At 65.1% G+C, this 15,493-nt stretch carries 16 protein-coding genes; 9 read left to right on the forward strand and 7 right to left on the reverse strand.

What is annotated here, in order from left to right:
• Window positions 1-10: 10 nt before the first annotated feature.
• Complete coding sequence (plsY, locus tag ALC15_RS01220; protein WP_050625840.1) at window positions 11-697, reverse strand: glycerol-3-phosphate 1-O-acyltransferase PlsY; 687 nt, start codon at window positions 695-697, stop codon at window positions 11-13.
• 198 nt (window positions 698-895) lie between these two features.
• Between plsY and ALC15_RS01225 the strand changes: the two genes are divergently transcribed.
• The 3 genes from ALC15_RS01225 to ALC15_RS01235 all read left to right on the forward strand — a co-directional run bounded on the left by ALC15_RS01225 (window position 896) and on the right by ALC15_RS01235 (window position 2,225).
• Complete coding sequence (locus ALC15_RS01225) at window positions 896-1,411, forward strand: GNAT family N-acetyltransferase (RefSeq protein ID WP_050625700.1); 516 nt, start codon at window positions 896-898, stop codon at window positions 1,409-1,411.
• An 85-nt stretch (window positions 1,412-1,496) separates the two neighbouring features.
• Window positions 1,497-1,952, forward strand: a complete 456-nt coding sequence (locus tag ALC15_RS01230) for a cupin domain-containing protein (protein WP_050625701.1) — start codon at window positions 1,497-1,499, stop codon at window positions 1,950-1,952.
• Between the two features lie 90 nt (window positions 1,953-2,042).
• Complete coding sequence (locus tag ALC15_RS01235) at window positions 2,043-2,225, forward strand: hypothetical protein (RefSeq protein ID WP_050625702.1); 183 nt, start codon at window positions 2,043-2,045, stop codon at window positions 2,223-2,225.
• Window positions 2,226-2,252: 27 nt separating this feature from the next.
• Here ALC15_RS01235 and ALC15_RS01240 read toward each other — a convergent pair whose 3' ends face one another.
• A complete protein-coding gene (locus tag ALC15_RS01240) occupies window positions 2,253-3,188 on the reverse strand; it encodes a diacylglycerol kinase catalytic domain-containing protein (protein WP_050625703.1) in 936 nt (311 codons plus the stop codon).
• Window positions 3,172-4,218 (reverse strand): SPFH domain-containing protein, encoded by a 1,047-nt coding sequence (locus tag ALC15_RS01245; RefSeq protein ID WP_050625704.1) that lies wholly within the window; start codon window positions 4,216-4,218, stop codon window positions 3,172-3,174. Before ALC15_RS01245 ends, ALC15_RS01240 begins: the two co-directional genes overlap by 17 nt.
• A 124-nt stretch (window positions 4,219-4,342) precedes the next feature.
• Between ALC15_RS01245 and ALC15_RS01250 the strand changes: the two genes are divergently transcribed.
• Window positions 4,343-5,050 carry an NUDIX hydrolase gene (locus ALC15_RS01250; RefSeq protein WP_050625705.1) on the forward strand — a complete coding sequence of 236 codons (708 nt, stop codon included), beginning with the start codon at window positions 4,343-4,345 and terminating at the stop codon, window positions 5,048-5,050.
• Between the two features lie 3 nt (window positions 5,051-5,053).
• Here ALC15_RS01250 and ALC15_RS01255 read toward each other — a convergent pair whose 3' ends face one another.
• Window positions 5,054-5,449, reverse strand: a complete 396-nt coding sequence (locus tag ALC15_RS01255; protein WP_128089397.1) for a protein kinase family protein — start codon at window positions 5,447-5,449, stop codon at window positions 5,054-5,056.
• Window positions 5,450-5,579: 130 nt separating this feature from the next.
• Here ALC15_RS01255 and ALC15_RS01260 point away from each other — a divergent pair, with 130 nt between their 5' ends.
• The 4 genes from ALC15_RS01260 (at window position 5,580) to ALC15_RS01275 (ending at window position 9,206) form a co-directional block, all read left to right on the forward strand.
• Window positions 5,580-6,065, forward strand: a complete 486-nt coding sequence (locus ALC15_RS01260) for a copper chaperone PCu(A)C (RefSeq protein WP_244485876.1) — start codon at window positions 5,580-5,582, stop codon at window positions 6,063-6,065.
• Window positions 6,066-6,197: 132 nt separating this feature from the next.
• The gene (locus ALC15_RS01265; RefSeq protein WP_244485877.1) at window positions 6,198-7,970 is read left to right on the forward strand and encodes a PQQ-dependent dehydrogenase, methanol/ethanol family; all 1,773 of its coding nucleotides are present in this window, start codon (window positions 6,198-6,200) and stop codon (window positions 7,968-7,970) included.
• A gap of 115 nt (window positions 7,971-8,085) precedes the next feature.
• Window positions 8,086-8,580: a c-type cytochrome gene (locus tag ALC15_RS01270; RefSeq protein WP_050625841.1), complete on the forward strand. Its 495-nt coding sequence runs from the start codon at window positions 8,086-8,088 to the stop codon at window positions 8,578-8,580.
• Window positions 8,577-9,206, forward strand: a complete 630-nt coding sequence (locus ALC15_RS01275) for a hypothetical protein (RefSeq protein WP_063781754.1) — start codon at window positions 8,577-8,579, stop codon at window positions 9,204-9,206. Before ALC15_RS01270 ends, ALC15_RS01275 begins: the two co-directional genes overlap by 4 nt.
• A 25-nt stretch (window positions 9,207-9,231) precedes the next feature.
• Here the strand turns inward: ALC15_RS01275 and ALC15_RS01280 are convergent, their stop codons facing one another.
• On the reverse strand, window positions 9,232-10,170 hold the full coding sequence (locus ALC15_RS01280; RefSeq protein WP_050625709.1) for an IclR family transcriptional regulator: 939 nt from the start codon (window positions 10,168-10,170) through the stop codon (window positions 9,232-9,234).
• A 280-nt stretch (window positions 10,171-10,450) separates the two neighbouring features.
• Between ALC15_RS01280 and ALC15_RS01285 the strand changes: the two genes are divergently transcribed.
• Complete coding sequence (locus ALC15_RS01285; protein ID WP_063781762.1) at window positions 10,451-12,229, forward strand: acyl-CoA dehydrogenase family protein; 1,779 nt, start codon at window positions 10,451-10,453, stop codon at window positions 12,227-12,229.
• 20 nt (window positions 12,230-12,249) lie between these two features.
• On the opposite strand, the gene ALC15_RS01290 is transcribed toward ALC15_RS01285, so the two are convergent.
• Window positions 12,250-13,953, reverse strand: a complete 1,704-nt coding sequence (locus ALC15_RS01290; RefSeq protein WP_050625711.1) for a bifunctional protein-serine/threonine kinase/phosphatase — start codon at window positions 13,951-13,953, stop codon at window positions 12,250-12,252.
• 33 nt (window positions 13,954-13,986) lie between these two features.
• Complete coding sequence (locus tag ALC15_RS01295; RefSeq protein WP_050625712.1) at window positions 13,987-15,246, reverse strand: MFS transporter; 1,260 nt, start codon at window positions 15,244-15,246, stop codon at window positions 13,987-13,989.
• Window positions 15,247-15,493 lie beyond the last annotated feature (247 nt).

A 15,493-nucleotide genomic window follows, 5' to 3' on the forward strand; every position in this document is an offset into this window, starting at 1 on the left:
CCTGCACAGGCTAGGTTTGCGAAGCCGCGCTCGATTCCCGTCTGCCCGATCCCAGGCGTGGCTCGGTTCCAGCCAGCAGCCGCTGAATATTGGCGCGATGGCGTGCGATCACGTAGAGGCCACCTGCGATGACCAGCAGCCGATATGCCAGCGGCTGTTCGAACGCACAGACCAGTGCGATCGCAGCGAGCGCCGCCGACATCGAACTCAGGGACACAATCCGGGAAATTGCCAGCATAGCGCCAAAGACGAGGGCAGCACCCAGACCGACTGGCCAGGACATCGCCAGCAACACGCCGAGCCCCGTCGCCGCGGATTTGCCGCCGGTAAAATTCAACCAGATCGAGCGGCCGTGCCCCAACAACGCGGCAAGTCCCGCCAGGCAGACCGCCCAAGGCAGCAAGGTTTGCGGGTCAGGGGTTGTCGGTGGCGTGACCGACGGCAGCGCGTAGAGCCAGGGATAAAACCAGCGGGCAAACGCGATCGCCGCCGCGCCCTTCAGCACATCCACCATGAGGACTGCCAAGGCGGGCCACTTGCCTAGGGTACGCAACACGTTTGTGGCCCCGGTGGACCTCGAGCCGTGCTGGCGGATGTCGATGCCCTTGAGCAGTTTTCCCGCCAGATAGCCCGTGGGCGTTGAGCCGAAGAGATAAGCAGCCGCCAATCCGGCCACGCCTGCTATCCAGAAAACCATAGGCGTCCCCTCCATGCCGCAGTGTCGGGCAAGCGTCATCCGGAGTCTACCTCCATAGGCCGGCCGGAACTGTCGATACGAGGGGTGGATTCGCTTGTGCGCTTCAATCCGCTTTGGAATAGGCTGGCCGCGCGATAGATACCGCGATCGACAGGCCGACCGACCGGCTATGCTGTCGCGACGAAGACAGGACACGGAATGACGACGCACGCCATCGAGATACGGCGCCTCTTGCCCGCGGACGCCGCGCTCTATCGCGACGTCCGTCTCGAGGCGCTGCGCTTGAGCCCCGAAGCGTTCGGCAGCGCGTATGAGACGGAGAGCGCGCATCCCGTCGGCTGGTTCGCGGAAAGGCTCGCGCACGGGGCCGTGATCCTTGGCGCGTTCCGTGGCGGTGAACTCGCCGGCATTGTCGGCTTCATTGTAGCTGATGGGCCGAAGCGGCAGCACAAGGGCATGCTGGTCGGGATGTATGTGCGGCAGCAGGCGCGGCGCGCCGGCGTCGGCCGTCTCTTGGTCGAAGCCGCGCTCGAACTCGCCGCGCAATCGGTCGAGCTGGTGCAGCTCGTCGTAGTGAAGGGCAATGAGCCGGCCTTTCGGCTCTATCAGGACCTGGGGTTTGTCGAGTACGGGCTCGAGAAGCACGCGCTGAAGATCGACGGCCGCTACCATGACGACATCCTGATGGCGAAGGATTTGGTCGGGCGGGCCTGACGGCTTCGAATCGAACGACACATTTCCGACGGGTGATCGCGCTAGGTATGGGCACACCCGGGAAGCGCTCGCTCAGGACGTCGCCATGCCGAAGATCGATCTGACAAAAGTGCCGGAACGCAAGGGGACCGGCTATCCGGCCGAGTTCGCCGCGCCATGTGCAGAGCGGGTGCGGCAGCGCCTCGGTGATGCCGGCGGGCTCGGCGATTTCGGCGTCAATCTGATGCGGTTGCCGCCGGGCAATTGGTCGAGCCAGCGCCATTGGCATTCCGACGAAGACGAATTCGTCTACGTGCTCGCAGGCGAGTTGGTGCTGATCGAGGACGGCGGCGAGACGGTGCTCTGCGCCGGCGACTGCGCCGCGTTTCCGAAGAATTCCGGCAACGGGCATCACATGGTCAACCGGTCGCAGATGACGGCGACCTATCTGGAGGTCGGCTCGCGCTCGCGCGCCGACGTCATCACTTGCTCCGACATCGACATGATGAGCCCGAGCTCCGATGGCCGCTTCCTGCACAAGGACGGCCGGCCCTGCGAATAGACCTTGGATCGCCGGCCGGCGCGAAATTGGGCGTTGCGGATTGCCCCGCGAAGGACCAATCTTCTGGCGAGGGAGCATCGGTCGCGGGCTATGGCGGAATGGTATTTCATCTGGATCGACGGTCCGCGCGGGCCTGAGCCGCAGAAATGGTCGTCGGACGCGCTGTGGGGGCAGCTTGCGCGCCAGGACATCATCGTCCGTTTCCCCCTGAGCGACCGCGAGGCTCGGCTGTCGCTCGATCAGCTGGCAAGGCTGCATCCCGTGCCGCAGTGAGTTGCCTTGCTGGAGAGCGCGGCGGCATCACACCACCAGCCGTCCTTCACGATCAGCGACCGTGATCTGCGCTTCCGTTCCGGAATTGAAGTCGAGCCGGTCGGCCTCGATGCCATCGCTGAAGATCACGCCGTTCTCCGGCATCAGCGAGCGCACGCTGAGGTGCTCGGTGCGGTCGAGACTGCCGCAGACGAGATTGACCTGCGAGGTACGGCTCGGAAACGGCTCGCGCACCGCAAAGCGCAGCGCGCCGGCGTCCCATGCCTGCGGCAGATAGGGCGGGCTGTCGTTGCCGCCGCCAAAGGCGCCGGCGATCGCGAGCGAGCCGGTGACGATGCTCTTGAACCAGGCGGTCGAGCCGAGCCCGGTCGCGACGATCAGGCCGCTCGACGATTGCCGCTCCTTCTGCTCGGCAAGCGCGATTTCGTAGACGGCCGACGTGTGGGTGCGTGCGCCGATGAACAGATCGTTGACCGCGTACAGCACCTGGCCGTTGGTGAGCGCGGCCTTGGCCATCGTCACCGCCTTGTGACCGCGTCTGTCGGAAGCGACCTCGCGCAGCAGGGCAGGGAGGTCGCGCGGCAAGAACGGCAAGAGGATGCCGTCGTAACGCTTGGCATCTGGGTTGAGCCCGATAAGCGGATGACCATCGAGATACTTCATCGTGTTGGCGACGACGCCGTCCTGGCCGAGCGCCACCACGATGTCGGACGGGCCGAAGATGAAGTTTGGCAGGAAACTCCGGTCGATGATCTGATAGCGGCCCCATTGCTCCAGCGCCTGCACGGTGACGCGGCGCTCGGCCTGGTAGACATCGTGCTCGCGCTGGTAGTCGGAGAAGTCGGCGCCGAGATGCTCGACATAGAACCGGGCCTGCGCCGCCGTCAGGTATTTGGCGATCAGCTCCTCGAGCCGCGTCTTGCGGGTGACGAGGACGATCTTGCGGTCATTGTCGGCGGGCACGGGCGGCCTCCACGGCGGCGGGCTTCTCCAGCAGCGTGTTGAGCAGATCGGGCGAGACGTTGAGCTGGCCGATCTTCTCGGCCTTTTCGGCAATCCCGCTGAAGGCCTGCGCGATCAGTTGCCCCGGCTGCATGCCGGCTGCGGCCAGCGCCTGGATCACGCGGGTGTCGACGCCCTCGAAGATCTTCATCAGCGCACCGACCCGATAGGCCTCGGCATCCGCCAGCGTGCGGGTGTTCTCGGCGTTGAGGCCGACGAAGTCCTTGCGCCTGCTCTCCAGCGTGATGTCGGCGACCATGCCGGCCTCGCGCAGCTCGGCCTGCTTGGCCGCGACGCTCGCTTCGGCATCCATCTGGGTCTCGCGGATCGAACGCTTCTTCTGCTCGACCGCGATCTCGGTGTCGAGCTCGCTCTCGCGTATCGCGCGTTCCTGCTCCACGGCAAAGTTGCGCCGCGCGAAGATCGCTTCGTCCGCGCTCTTGAGGATCGCTTCGCGCGCCTCGGCCTCCAGCGCCTTGGCGGTGTCTGGCGTCGGCTTCACGCCGCGGATCGAGACGCCGAGGATTTCGAGGCCAAGCGCTGCGATGTCGGCGCGACCGCGCAGTCCGCTTTCGATAAGGCCGGCGATGCGATCGGCGGCCTGCAGCGCTTCCTTCAAGGTCAACTCCTTGACCGCCTGCTGCGCCAGCACCTCGACGGTCGCGAGAATGCGCTGCGGCAGCTTTTCCGGGTCGTCGGATTCGTAGGTCTTGCCGTCCGGCTTGAGGGTGAAGTTGAGCATCGCGGCTGCCTTTTGCGGCTCGCCGATCCGGTAGGTGACATGGCCCTGAATGGTCAGCGCCTGAAAGTCGCGCGCGATCTGCTGGAAGATGAAGGCGGCGTCGCGGCTGCCGATCGGCACCGCGACCAGCGAGGTGACCGGCCCATAATAGAAGCCGGACAGGCCGGCGCCTTGCTGGGTCACCGCGCCGCCGCGGTATTTCATGAGGTAGGTGGTCGGCTGGGCCTTGATAAAGCGAACACCGAACATGGCGGGCTACTCCTAAATAAGTGTGCCTCAGCAACTAAGTTAGTTGGACTGTACAACTAAGTATGCTATTGTCAAGCCGGGCGGTGAAAAGGTTCACGGCACCAGGGAAGAGCGGGGGGAGAGCATGCCCGAGAAGCCGGAACTCGACTTTCCGCGGCCGTTGACGACGGTCGACGTCGTCGTTTTCGCCATCAGGTCAGACGCGCTTCAGGTTCTGCTGGTTCAACGGCCGAGAGCAGAAACCGAACCGTTTCCAGGGGCTTGGGCGCTGCCCGGCGGCTTTGTCGATGTCGCCGGCGATCGCGACCTCGAAGCCTGCGCCGCACGCAAGCTGAAGGACAAGACCGGCGTCGTCAGTCCATATCTGGAGCAGCTCGGCAGCTGGGGTAGCGCAATGAGGGATCCGCGCGGCTGGTCTGCGACGCACGCCTACTTCGCATTGCTGCCGGAGCACGCCACGGGCGGCACGCTCGCGCCGGATGCGCAGTGGTTCGCGGTCGAGGGCGAGAAAGTGCGGCCGAAGCTTGCCTTCGATCACGCGGAGATCCTGCAGGCGGCGGTGCAGCGGCTGCGCAGCAAGGTCGAGTACACCTCGCTGCCCGCCTATCTGATGCCACAGGAATTCACGCTGCCGGAATTGCAGCGCACTTATGAGATCGTGCTCGACCGTCCGCTGGAGAAAAGCGCCTTCCGCACCCGCATGCTGGCCGCCGATTTGATCGAGCCGGTCGCGAAGATGCGCAAGGGGCCGAACCGACCCGCGCAGCTCTACCGATTGAAGAAGGCCAAGACGCCGGTGTTCTTCACCCGGACGTTCAATCCGCCGGGCTGAGGCTCATACCGAACGATCGAAGCCGGGCGTTGCGACGTCGGTGAGGAACGACGCGAGCAACGTCTTGCCGAGCACGTGCTTGGCTGCTGGTGTGCTTCGGGAGATGAAGTCCATCACGGCGATGTACGATGTCTCGTTGACGTAATAGAGGCGCGGCGCGATGCCAGCTTCGGCGGATCCTGGGTGAAACATATTGATACTGATTGCGCAGGGGCTGGGCACGCCTTCGATTCGTAGCAAATAATTCTCGTCGCCTGCATCGATTCTGAACAGCCGCGCCGATGTCGCGTCGCCTGAGACAGACGTGACGGCATCAATCGTCGCCGTACCGATCATCTCGCGCGCTGCAGTATGTGCTGCATCGCGCTCCGCCTGCGTTATCGTATCGCGAACGCTCATGCGCAAAAATGTGGCATGACGGCTATGCGTATCGAAATCGCAATGAATCGCTGTTCCCGATCTTCAATCGCTGGCCGCGCGCGACGAAGCATGAAACAATGTCGCAAAAATCACGTCGGGAGAAAACTTGATGTCGTTCGAGCCGGGGTTGCATCGCACCGTTGCGTGCAGCGCAGTTAAATGCAGGCGGTGGATTGCGTTGCCATTATTCTGCCTGATCGGCACGTTCGGAGTGGTGCATAACGCGGTAGCGAACGAATCCCTGGCGATTGTGGATGCGCGCGTACCGGCGGCAGACAAAGAAGGCGGAGACCTTCCCTTGACGATGACGATCAAGAACGAGGCCGACAGCGCCGATGCGCTGCTCCGTGTTCGCTGCCCGGTCGCAAATTTTTCCGAACGTCACACCGTCGATCGCGGCGAAGGCGCGCCCGCCATGCGCTCGATATCCAATATACCAGTCCCGGCCAAGGCAACGCTCGAGCTGAAGCGCGACGGCTATCACGTGATGCTGCTGCAGTTGCGTCAGGCGCTCGCTCCCGGCGAGACGTTCAAATGCGCGGTCGTTTTTCAGAAAGCTGGAACCATCGAGACGGAGGTAACGGTCCAGAAGTGACCAGAAACAAGTGACCAGGAATGCGGCGGGCGGCGCAGCCGATCGCCGGGACTCAAGGCTTCTCGCGAAACTGTCCGTATGTGACGGGCGGTTCGATCAATGAAGAATGCTAGATCCGGAGGAAATGAACCTATGACAAGGTTGAATTGGGTAAAGTCTCATATGCTCGCGGCGGCAGTAGCATCCGCCGCGACCCTCGCGGGCTCGTTTGCGCTCGCTGAGGATGTCAGCCAGGACCGTCTGCTCAATGCTGACAAGGAAGCAGGCAACTGGCTGCATCATCACAAGAACTACTCGGCGACCCGCTTCTCGTCGCTGGCTGACATCAACAAGGACAACATCAAGAATCTGAAGGTCGCCTGGACCATGCATCTCGGCGGCGTCGAGGGCGGCGGAATCTGGGCGCATGGCGGCCTGGAGGGAACTCCGATCGTCGAGAACGGATTCATGTACGTCACCGACGGCTGGGGCTCGGTCTACAAGATCGATGCGCATGGCGGCAAAGGCGTGCTGGTCTGGAAGATGGATCCCAAGACCGACCACGACTGGGCCGGCGCGGTCGCCTGCTGCGGCGTCGACAATCGCGGTGTCGCGTTGTGGAACAACCTCGTCATCTCGCACACGCTCGACGGCCGCCTGGTCGCGACCAACAAGGAGACCGGGCAGGTCGCCTGGCAGCGTCAGGTCGCCGATCCCGACAAGGGCGAGGTGATCACCGGCGCACCTCTCATCGTCAAGGACAAGGCGATATCAGGCGTCGCCGGTGCGGAATACGGCATTCGCGGCTGGATCGCTGCGACCGACCTGAACAGCCAGAAGGAAGTCTGGCGCACCCACACCATCCCCGGCAAGGACGAGCCGGGTGCGGAGACGTGGAAGGACGACAAGAACGCCAAGGCGAGCGGCGGCGGTTCGACCTGGGTCACCGGCAGCTACGACCCCTCGACCAACACCATCGTCTGGGGCGTCGGCAATCCCGGACCGGACTGGGACAATGAATACCGGCCCGGCGACAATCTCTACACCGACTCGTCGCTCGGTCTCGATGCCGACACCGGCAAGATCAAGTGGCACTACCAGCACACGCCGAACGATCCCTACGACTATGACAGCGTGGCGGAGAACGTGCTGGTCGACGTCCCCGGCCCGAACAACACGACGCTGAAGCTCGCGCTCGAGGCCGACCGCAACGGCTTTGCCTATGCGATCGATCGCAACAGCGGCAAGTTCGTCTGGGGTCTGCCCTTCGTCAAGAAGGTGACCTGGACCAAGGGGCTCGATCCGGAGTCCGGCAAGCCGGTGGAATATGATCCGAAGCAGGGCGTGCAGAAGTACAACGCTTCGGTCACGCCGAGCCGCTCCAACAAGGAAACGGATATCTGCCCCGGCAACATGGGCGGCAAGAACTGGCCGCCGACCGCGTATAATCCGAACCTGAAGCTCTGGTACATTCCCGTCATCGAGAGCTGCAACCACATCAAGGTCGAGGAGATGACGCCGGACAAGGTCAAGGCGCGCGAGTTCTTCACCGGCGGCGGGCCGAGCCAGAACGTCAAGATCACCGGTAGCGTGACCGCGATCGACGTCACCACCGGCAAGGTCGCGGGGAAGGCGGAGACGCAATTCCCGAACCTCGGCGGCATCCTGGCGACGCCCGACCTCGTGTTCTCCGGACAGCCGTCCGGTGAGCTGATTGCCTATGACGCGAAGTCGTTGCAGAAGCTGTGGGAGTTCAACACCGGCGGCGGTCTCAATGCGCCCCCGATGACGTTCTCGGTCGACGGCAAGCAGTATGTCGCGGTCCTGGTCGGCCTCGGCGGTGCCTGGGACAAATGGTTCATCGATGCCACGCCCGAGCTGAAGCGGATGCAACCGGGCTCGATGCTCTACGTGTTCGCGCTCTGACATCGCAAGCGCGGGAGGCTTCAGCGAGGAGCCTCCCGCGTCGATCTCGCCAACAGAAACGGAACAAATGAAACAAACATGGCTGATTGGCGCGTGGCTCGGCTGCGCGCTGGTGATGGGATTTGCAGGCATGGCGCATGCGCAGTCGGCGAATGATCCCACCGATGCGGGCAAGGCGGTGTTCAAGCGCGGCAATTGCATGGGCTGCCACAAATGGCACGGCAACGGCGGCGGCGGCTATGGCGGCGACGCGCTGTCGCTGCGCAAGACCGAGTTGACGAAGGAACAGATCATCGAGACCGTGACGTGCGGGCGGCCGGGCACCGGCATGCCGTTCTTCGTGCGCGGCTCCTATGACACCACGAAATGCTACGAGATGACCCGGCAGGATGTCGCCGACCGCATGCCGCCGGAGGCGAACGTATTCCTGCGGCCGAACGAGATCGAGGCCGTCGCGGATTATGTGCTCGCCCACGTCAAGGGCAAGGGTGAGCCGAACTATGACGAGTGCATCGCCTTCTTCGGCGACGGCTCGCGCGTCTGCAATATCTACAAGGAGGCCGGCCACGCCGCCGCGCCGTCCGACCCAAACGAGAAGGCAAAGCCATGAGCAAGCAGAGATCGGCGATCCGCGGATTGGTCTTCGCCGCGTCAGTCACAGCGGCCGTGCCGGCGATGGCGACCGCGGGAGACCTGCGCGACATCAATGTCGGCATGGCGATATCAAGCTTACCCGACGCCGGTTACATCAACCTGACCTGCGCCGGCGAGAAGACCACCCACAGATTGGCGGAATGGGCGCAGTGGTCGAACTGCCCGGAAGGCCCGGATCAGTTGCGCGGCATTCGCTTCGAGTACGATCGCGAGACTGCGCGCGAAGGCACCATGGTCGGCGGCCATCCAGCGATCCTGACCGTGATGATCGACAAGGACGCCAAAATTGCCGCGCTGACCATCGAGACCGATCCGAAGGCGCGACTCTATCTGCGCAAGAAGGCGTTCCTGCTCGGCCTGCAGGCGAAGTCGCGCTACGGCGAGGATGGTTGGAGCTGCGCGGAGGCGAAGCCGGGTGCCGACAAGCAGGAGGTCGGCGGCGTGTTTGTCGACGAGAAGTGCACCAAGACGACCGATGGTCGGACGGTCGAGATCGAGCGTCATCTCTACCGCGAGCCGAACAAGGAGCTCAAGGACATGACCGACGAGAGCAGGATCACGATCCGCCGCGCGGGGTCCTGACGTCGACCTGACGCGTTGCCCGATCTCAGGTCTCGATCGGCGCCGAGTCGATGTCGATCTGCGGCAGCAGGCCGGGTGACTGGCGCTCGACCAGCTCGCGCATCTTGCCGATGATCGCTTTGGCCTCCGCCGAGATGATCGAGCTCGGACCTGCGACGGTGATGACGAGCGGCGGCGTCTGGTCGATATCGGTCAGCCGCATCGCGATCGCGCTCAGGCCGGGCGTTCCCATGTCGCGGGTATAGGCAAATCCCTGCCGGCGGATGGTCGCCAGCACCTGCTGGATATCGCCGAACCGGACGGCAGATGACGGCGCTTCCTCGGCGTTGATCCGCTGCACGATCCGCCGGGCGTCCTCGTCGTTCATCAGGCTGAGGAACACGCGGCCCGGGGTCGAATGGGTCAACAGCCGCCGCGCGCCGGGCTCGAGATAGTAGCGCACCGGTGTCGTGCCCTGCAGAACGCGGATGTATTGGCTGTAGAGCTGATTGCGCGCCACGACGAAGGTCGTCAGCCGCGTCGCCTCCTGCAGCTCGCGCGTGATCGCATCGAGCGTGCCGGCGGGAAGCGTCTGGCTCTTGAGCCAGCCGCCGAGCAGCGCGACGCGGACGGTCGGCAGATAGCTGCGCGCCTGCCGGTCGTGATCGAGATAGCCGAGCTCGACGAGGCTCTTCAAAAGCGCCGAGGTGCTCGACGGCGGGTAGTTCAGCCGCCGTGCGATCTCGGTCATCGCCGCGGGCCGTTCGATCTCGGCAAAATACTCGAAGATACGAAGCACGCGATGCGCCGATTTGACGACGGACGGATCCGGACTGCGATCGGCGGCACGAAACAATTCATCATGCCGATTGGCCTCGATCACCGTCGCCGAGGGATCGTCGGGCTGCGCGCGGACCCGGTCGGCGACGATGCGCCTGCGGCCTCGCCGGGATGGAGGCGCGTTGCCGGAGCGAACTCCCTTCATCAGTTGCCGTTCGTATCCTTGTGCGTCGCAGCATGTTGCGCGTCTCGCGGCGAGTGTGCAGCGAAACCAGTCGAGGTCAATACTGCCGCGCTGTGACCTGGGCCTGGCGCGCGCAGCGCGTTCGGTATTTCCTCCATGTATCTGAAATTATTTCCGCGCGGTGGACATGGCCGCGATCGTTCTCGATGTTGCAGAGGGAGTTTGAACACCGGGACTGGCATCCCGCACGGCGGCACGGCTGGTGCGACGTCACCCCATAACAAGGAGAGCCCAGATGCAGATGAGCGCACGCGACCTTCGCAGCCCCGATGAGGCCGCAGAGCCGGCCGATCCGGCCCGTCACATCTCGCATGATTGTGCCGGCCTCAACTTCTATGACCTCGACCGCGGGCTTCGCAGTCTGCTTGGGCTATATCTGTCGCGCGCGGATCGCGAGACGCTGGAGCCGCATTTCCATCGTCTTGGCGCACTGGCGGGAGGCCGGCTCGACCAACTCGCCCGCACCGCCGACAAGCATGCCCCGGTGCTCAATCAAAGGGACGCCTTCGGCCGCGACGAGGATTGGATCGACTATCATCCGGCCTATCGCGAGATGGAGGCGATCGCCTTCGGGGATTTCCAATTTCATGCCATGAGCCATCGCGCCGGCGTGCTCGGCATGGACCGGCCGCTGCCGGCCGTGGCCAAGTACGTGTTCCAATATCTGTTCGTACAGTCCGAGTTCGGGCTGATGTGCCCGATCAGCGTCACCGACACCTCGACGCATCTGATCCGCAAGTTCGGCTCCGACGAACTCAAGGCCTATCTGCTGCCGAAGATGCTGTCGGACGACATGGCGAGCCTGTGGAAGGGCACGCAGTTCATGACCGAGCGGGCAGGCGGCTCCGATGTCGGCGCGGTCGAGACCGTCGCGCGCCGCGACGGCGACGTCTGGCGCCTGACCGGCGACAAATGGTTCTGCTCGCACGCCGATGCCGATGTCGCGCTGATGCTGGCGCGGCCGGAAGGCGCGCCTGCGGGCACCAGGGGGCTCGCGCTGTTCGCGTTGCCGCGTCGCCTCAAGAACGGCCGCCGCAACAGCTACCGGATCGTGCGTCTCAAGGACAAGCTCGGCACCAAATCGATGGCGTCGGGCGAGATCCGTCTCGACAATGCGGTGGCCTACCTGGTCGGCGATCCCACCCAGGGCCTGAAGCAGATGATGGAGCAGGTCAACCTGTCGCGCCTGTCGCATGGCGTGCGCGCCGCGGCGATGATGCGGCGCTGCGTCAACGAAGCCGTCGTCAGCGCCTCTTCGCGGGTGGCGTTCGGCGAGCGCGTGATCGACTTTCCGCTGCTGCGCCGTCAGCTGATGAAGCTGATCGTGCCGACCGAGCAGGCACTGTCGATGATGCTGGTGGCCGCGCGCGCGATGGATGATGCCAATGCCGGCTCGGCGCAGGCGAGGGACCTACTGCGCATCCTGACGCCGCTGCTGAAGTATCGCGCCTGCCGCGACAACATTCCGGTCGCCACCGGCGCGATGGAGGTCCGCGGCGGCAACGGCTACATCGAGGAATGGGTGCAGCCGCGGCTGGTGCGCGACGCTCATGTCGGCGTGCTCTGGGAGGGCACCAGCAACATCAACGCGCTCGACATCATTACGCGCGCCGTCGGCAAGAGCGGCGCGCATAAGGCCCTGGCCGCGGCCCTGCACGGGCGCCTCGACGAGGCGAAGGCGCTGCCGCAGCCGTTCCGCCAGCGCCTCGGCAGCGCGCTCGACCGTGCAACTGCCTTCGCCGAGCAGGTTGCAGCCGATCGTGAGGCGGAGCACAACGCACGGCTTGCCGCGAGTGCGCTGTACCATGCGGCATCGGCGATCACGCTCGCATGGGAAGGATGCCAGGCAGCGGTCGATGCGCGGCGGTTGCTGCTGTCGCGGTTCGTGCTCGAACACCGCTTGACCGCGAAGGACCCGCTGGCGCCGGCCGATGATGCGTGGGAGCGCGACGCCATCGCGCTGGTGCTCGGGGATCAAGCGGTGCCGCTCGCGCAGGCGGCGGTGTTGCTGGTTGCCTGACCGCGGGGGCCAGGCGCGGATCAATGCCGCGCCAGCAGCACCACGATGACCAAAGCGAGGATCGCGCACAGCACCTTCCAGAAGGTCACGGGATCGCGGTCGTGCAGCGATTTGCGGGTGGTGACGGCGGGACCCGCCCAGGTCGCGCCGTTCTCCAGTTCGTGTGCGAACTCGATGGCGTCGCCGAAGCGCTGCGCGGGCTCGACGCTGAGCGCCTTGCCGATCACGGCATCGAGCCAGGCCGGCAGGTCCGGCCGGTAGCGTGACAGCGGTGCCGGCTTGCCGAAGCGCGGCCGCGAGAACGGCTCGATCTCGCCGAACGGATAATTCGCGGTGAACATGCGGTAGACCGTGACGCCGAGCGCGAACAGGTCGGAGGCCTCGTCGCCGGCCTTGCCGCCGAACAGCTCGGGCGCCATGTAGCTCGCGGTGCCCGGAATGTCCTCGGCGGGGAAATCCTCCAATAGCGGCACCCGCGCGACGCCGAGGTCGACGAGCCGCAGCCCGCCGTCCTTCGAGAGGATGACGTTATCGGGCTTGATGTCGCGGTGGATGATGCCGGCGCGGTGCAGGGCGGTGACCGCGCGCACCAGCTTGGTAGCGATCGCGATGCCGTCGGTCAGCGACAGCCGCGGCGCGCGGTTGAGCCGCTGCTCCAGCGTTTCGCCCTCATAGAGCGGCATCGCCGAATAGAGCCTGGTCTGGCGCTCCGCCGGCACCTCGATGATCTCGCCGATCCACAGGCTGCGCACGCGCGCGGCGACCCACGCCTCGCGCACGAAGGCGAGGCGGTAGGAGCCTTCGCTCGCGACTCGCGGATGCGGGAATTTCAGCACCACCTCGCGGCCGGCGCGCTTGTCGACAGCCTTGAACAGGCGGCTGTAGCGTCCGTCGGACAGCACGTCGCCGAGCGCGAAGTCGTCGATCGTGTCGCCGCTGTCAGGCAAATCGAGGATCGGCAGCGTCGCGATCGCGTGGGTGAGATCGTCGCGATCCGCCGGCGGCAGGTCGACGACGTCGAGCACCAGCGCGGTCGTGTTGTCGCTGCTGCCGGCCGCGAGCGCGGCATCGACGATGCTGCGCGCCGATTCGTCGGGCGGCGTGCGTTCCTCCAACAGGTGCTGAAGTCGGGAATCGCCGAGCGCGCCATGAACCCCGTCGCTGCAGACCAAGAGACGATCATGCTGCCGGAGCCCGACCGAGGTGTAGTCGAAGCGGGCGAACTCCTCGAAGCCGATGGCGCGGTTGAGCATGTGGGCGAGATCGCCGCGGCCGGCGATATGGTCCTGCGTCATCCGTTCCAGCCGTCCGTCGCTCAGCCGGTAGGCGCGGGTGTCGCCGATATGGATCACATGGCATTGCCGCCGCGACAGGATGATCGAGGAGAACGCGCAAGCCATGCCGCTGCGCGCGGCATCGACCCGGCCTTGGCCATAGATCCAGCTGTTGGCGGCTTCCAGCGCCCGCGCCGCGCGGCGGCGGACCCCGAGCGTCTCGGGTAGCGAATAATAGGCGTCGATGAAGCTGCGGACCGCGACCTCCGCGGCCTCGCGTCCGCCCTTGTGGCCGCCGACGCCATCGGCGACCGCAGCCACGACATCGCGATGCAGCGTGCCCGGCTGGCCGAGGCAGGCCGCGACATAATCCTCATTGGCGGCGCGCTTGCCGGTCTCGCTGGCGAAGCCGACGCGAACGCCCAAGTCCGGTTGTGCGCCGTTCGCCACGTCCGAGCTATCCTCTCCCGAGGGAGCGGGCGATCAGACGCGCGCTCCCGACACCGCGCCCCAGGTGGTGCGCCAGCGGACCTTGACCATGGCAAGTCCGATGAAGCCAAGCAACGCCAGCGCGCCGAAGAACAGGAAGCCGGCGCCGAAGCCGCCGGTCATGCCCTTGGCATAGCCGAGCGTCTGGGCGAGGAAGAAGCCGCCGACGCCGCCGGCGCAGCCGACGAGCCCGGTCATCAGGCCGATCTCGTGACGGAAGCGCAACGGGATCAGCTGGAACACCGCGCCGTTGCCCATGCCGAGTGCCAGCACGCCGATCGAGAACAGCAGCACCGAGATCCAGGCGATGCGCGGCAACTCGGTCAGCGCCCAGCCACCCGGCGTCGCCGCCACTGGGCCTTCGGGCATGAAGGCGATCACGACATAGGCGGCGACGACGACGCCGAACAGGATCGAGAGCGAACGAATGCCGCCGATGCGGTCGGCAATCATGCCGCCGACGGGGCGGAATCCCGAGCCGAAGGCGACTATCAGTGCGACCAGCATGCCGGCGGCGACGCCGGAGACATGATACTGCACGGTGAAATAGAGCGGCAGCGCGTTGGCGAGGCCGACGAAGCCGCCGAAGGTGATGAAGTAGAAGAACATGAACCAGCGGGTGTCGGAGTCCTTCAACAGCGTGCCATAGGCCTTCAGCGAAATCGGCTTGCGCTCGCCCGGCGCGTCCTTGGCGGCGAATGCGTAATAGGCAAGCACCATCAGCATCGGAATCAGCAGGCATCCGAACACGGCCTGCCAGCCCCAATGCTCGGCGATGGACGGGGCAAGCAGCGTGTCGAGCACGACACCCATATTGCCGGCGCCGGCGATGCCCATCACCACGCCCTGATATTGCGGCGGATACCAGCGGCTGGCCTGGGGCAGGGCGACGGCGAAGGAAGCGCCGCCGACGCCGAGCGCAAGCCCGAACAACTCGATCGCAAGCTTGCTGGTCAGCCCGAAATGCCAGACCGAAGCGGTCGCCCCGATCACGACGAGCTGGGCGATGATGCCGGTGCGCTTGGCGCCGATGATGTCGGCGAGAATGCCCATCGGCACGCGCAACAGCGCGCCGGCGAGCACCGGGATGGCGACCAGAGTGAACTTCTCGTTCACCGCCAGATTCATGTCGCGTGCGATGTAGACGATCAGCGGCCCGAGCGCGACCCACGCCATGAAACTGATGTCGAAGTACAGGAACGCGGCGAGCAGTGTCGGCCAGTGGCCGGCCTTCTTGAACTCGGCTAGCTTCATCGCAATCGTCTCGCGGTGATGCGGCGGAGACCGCCACAGACGTGCGGCGATCCCAGGCGCAGACAAATCGAATGTGGGTGAAAGCGTGAGCGCGCTCGTCGTTGAGACGCACTCCGTCAACAGATGAAGTCAGCAATTCCCGTGCCAGCGAATCGTCGGCACCGCTTTGCCTTGCAGTCGCAAGGCGTTGCCGCGAGATCGCGAACCACGTTCGGCGACCGGAATTGGCGTGGCTCGCAGCAAGTGC

The sequence above is a fragment of the Bradyrhizobium viridifuturi genome, assembly GCF_001238275.1.
Classification (GTDB): Bacteria; Pseudomonadota; Alphaproteobacteria; order Rhizobiales; family Xanthobacteraceae; genus Bradyrhizobium; species Bradyrhizobium viridifuturi.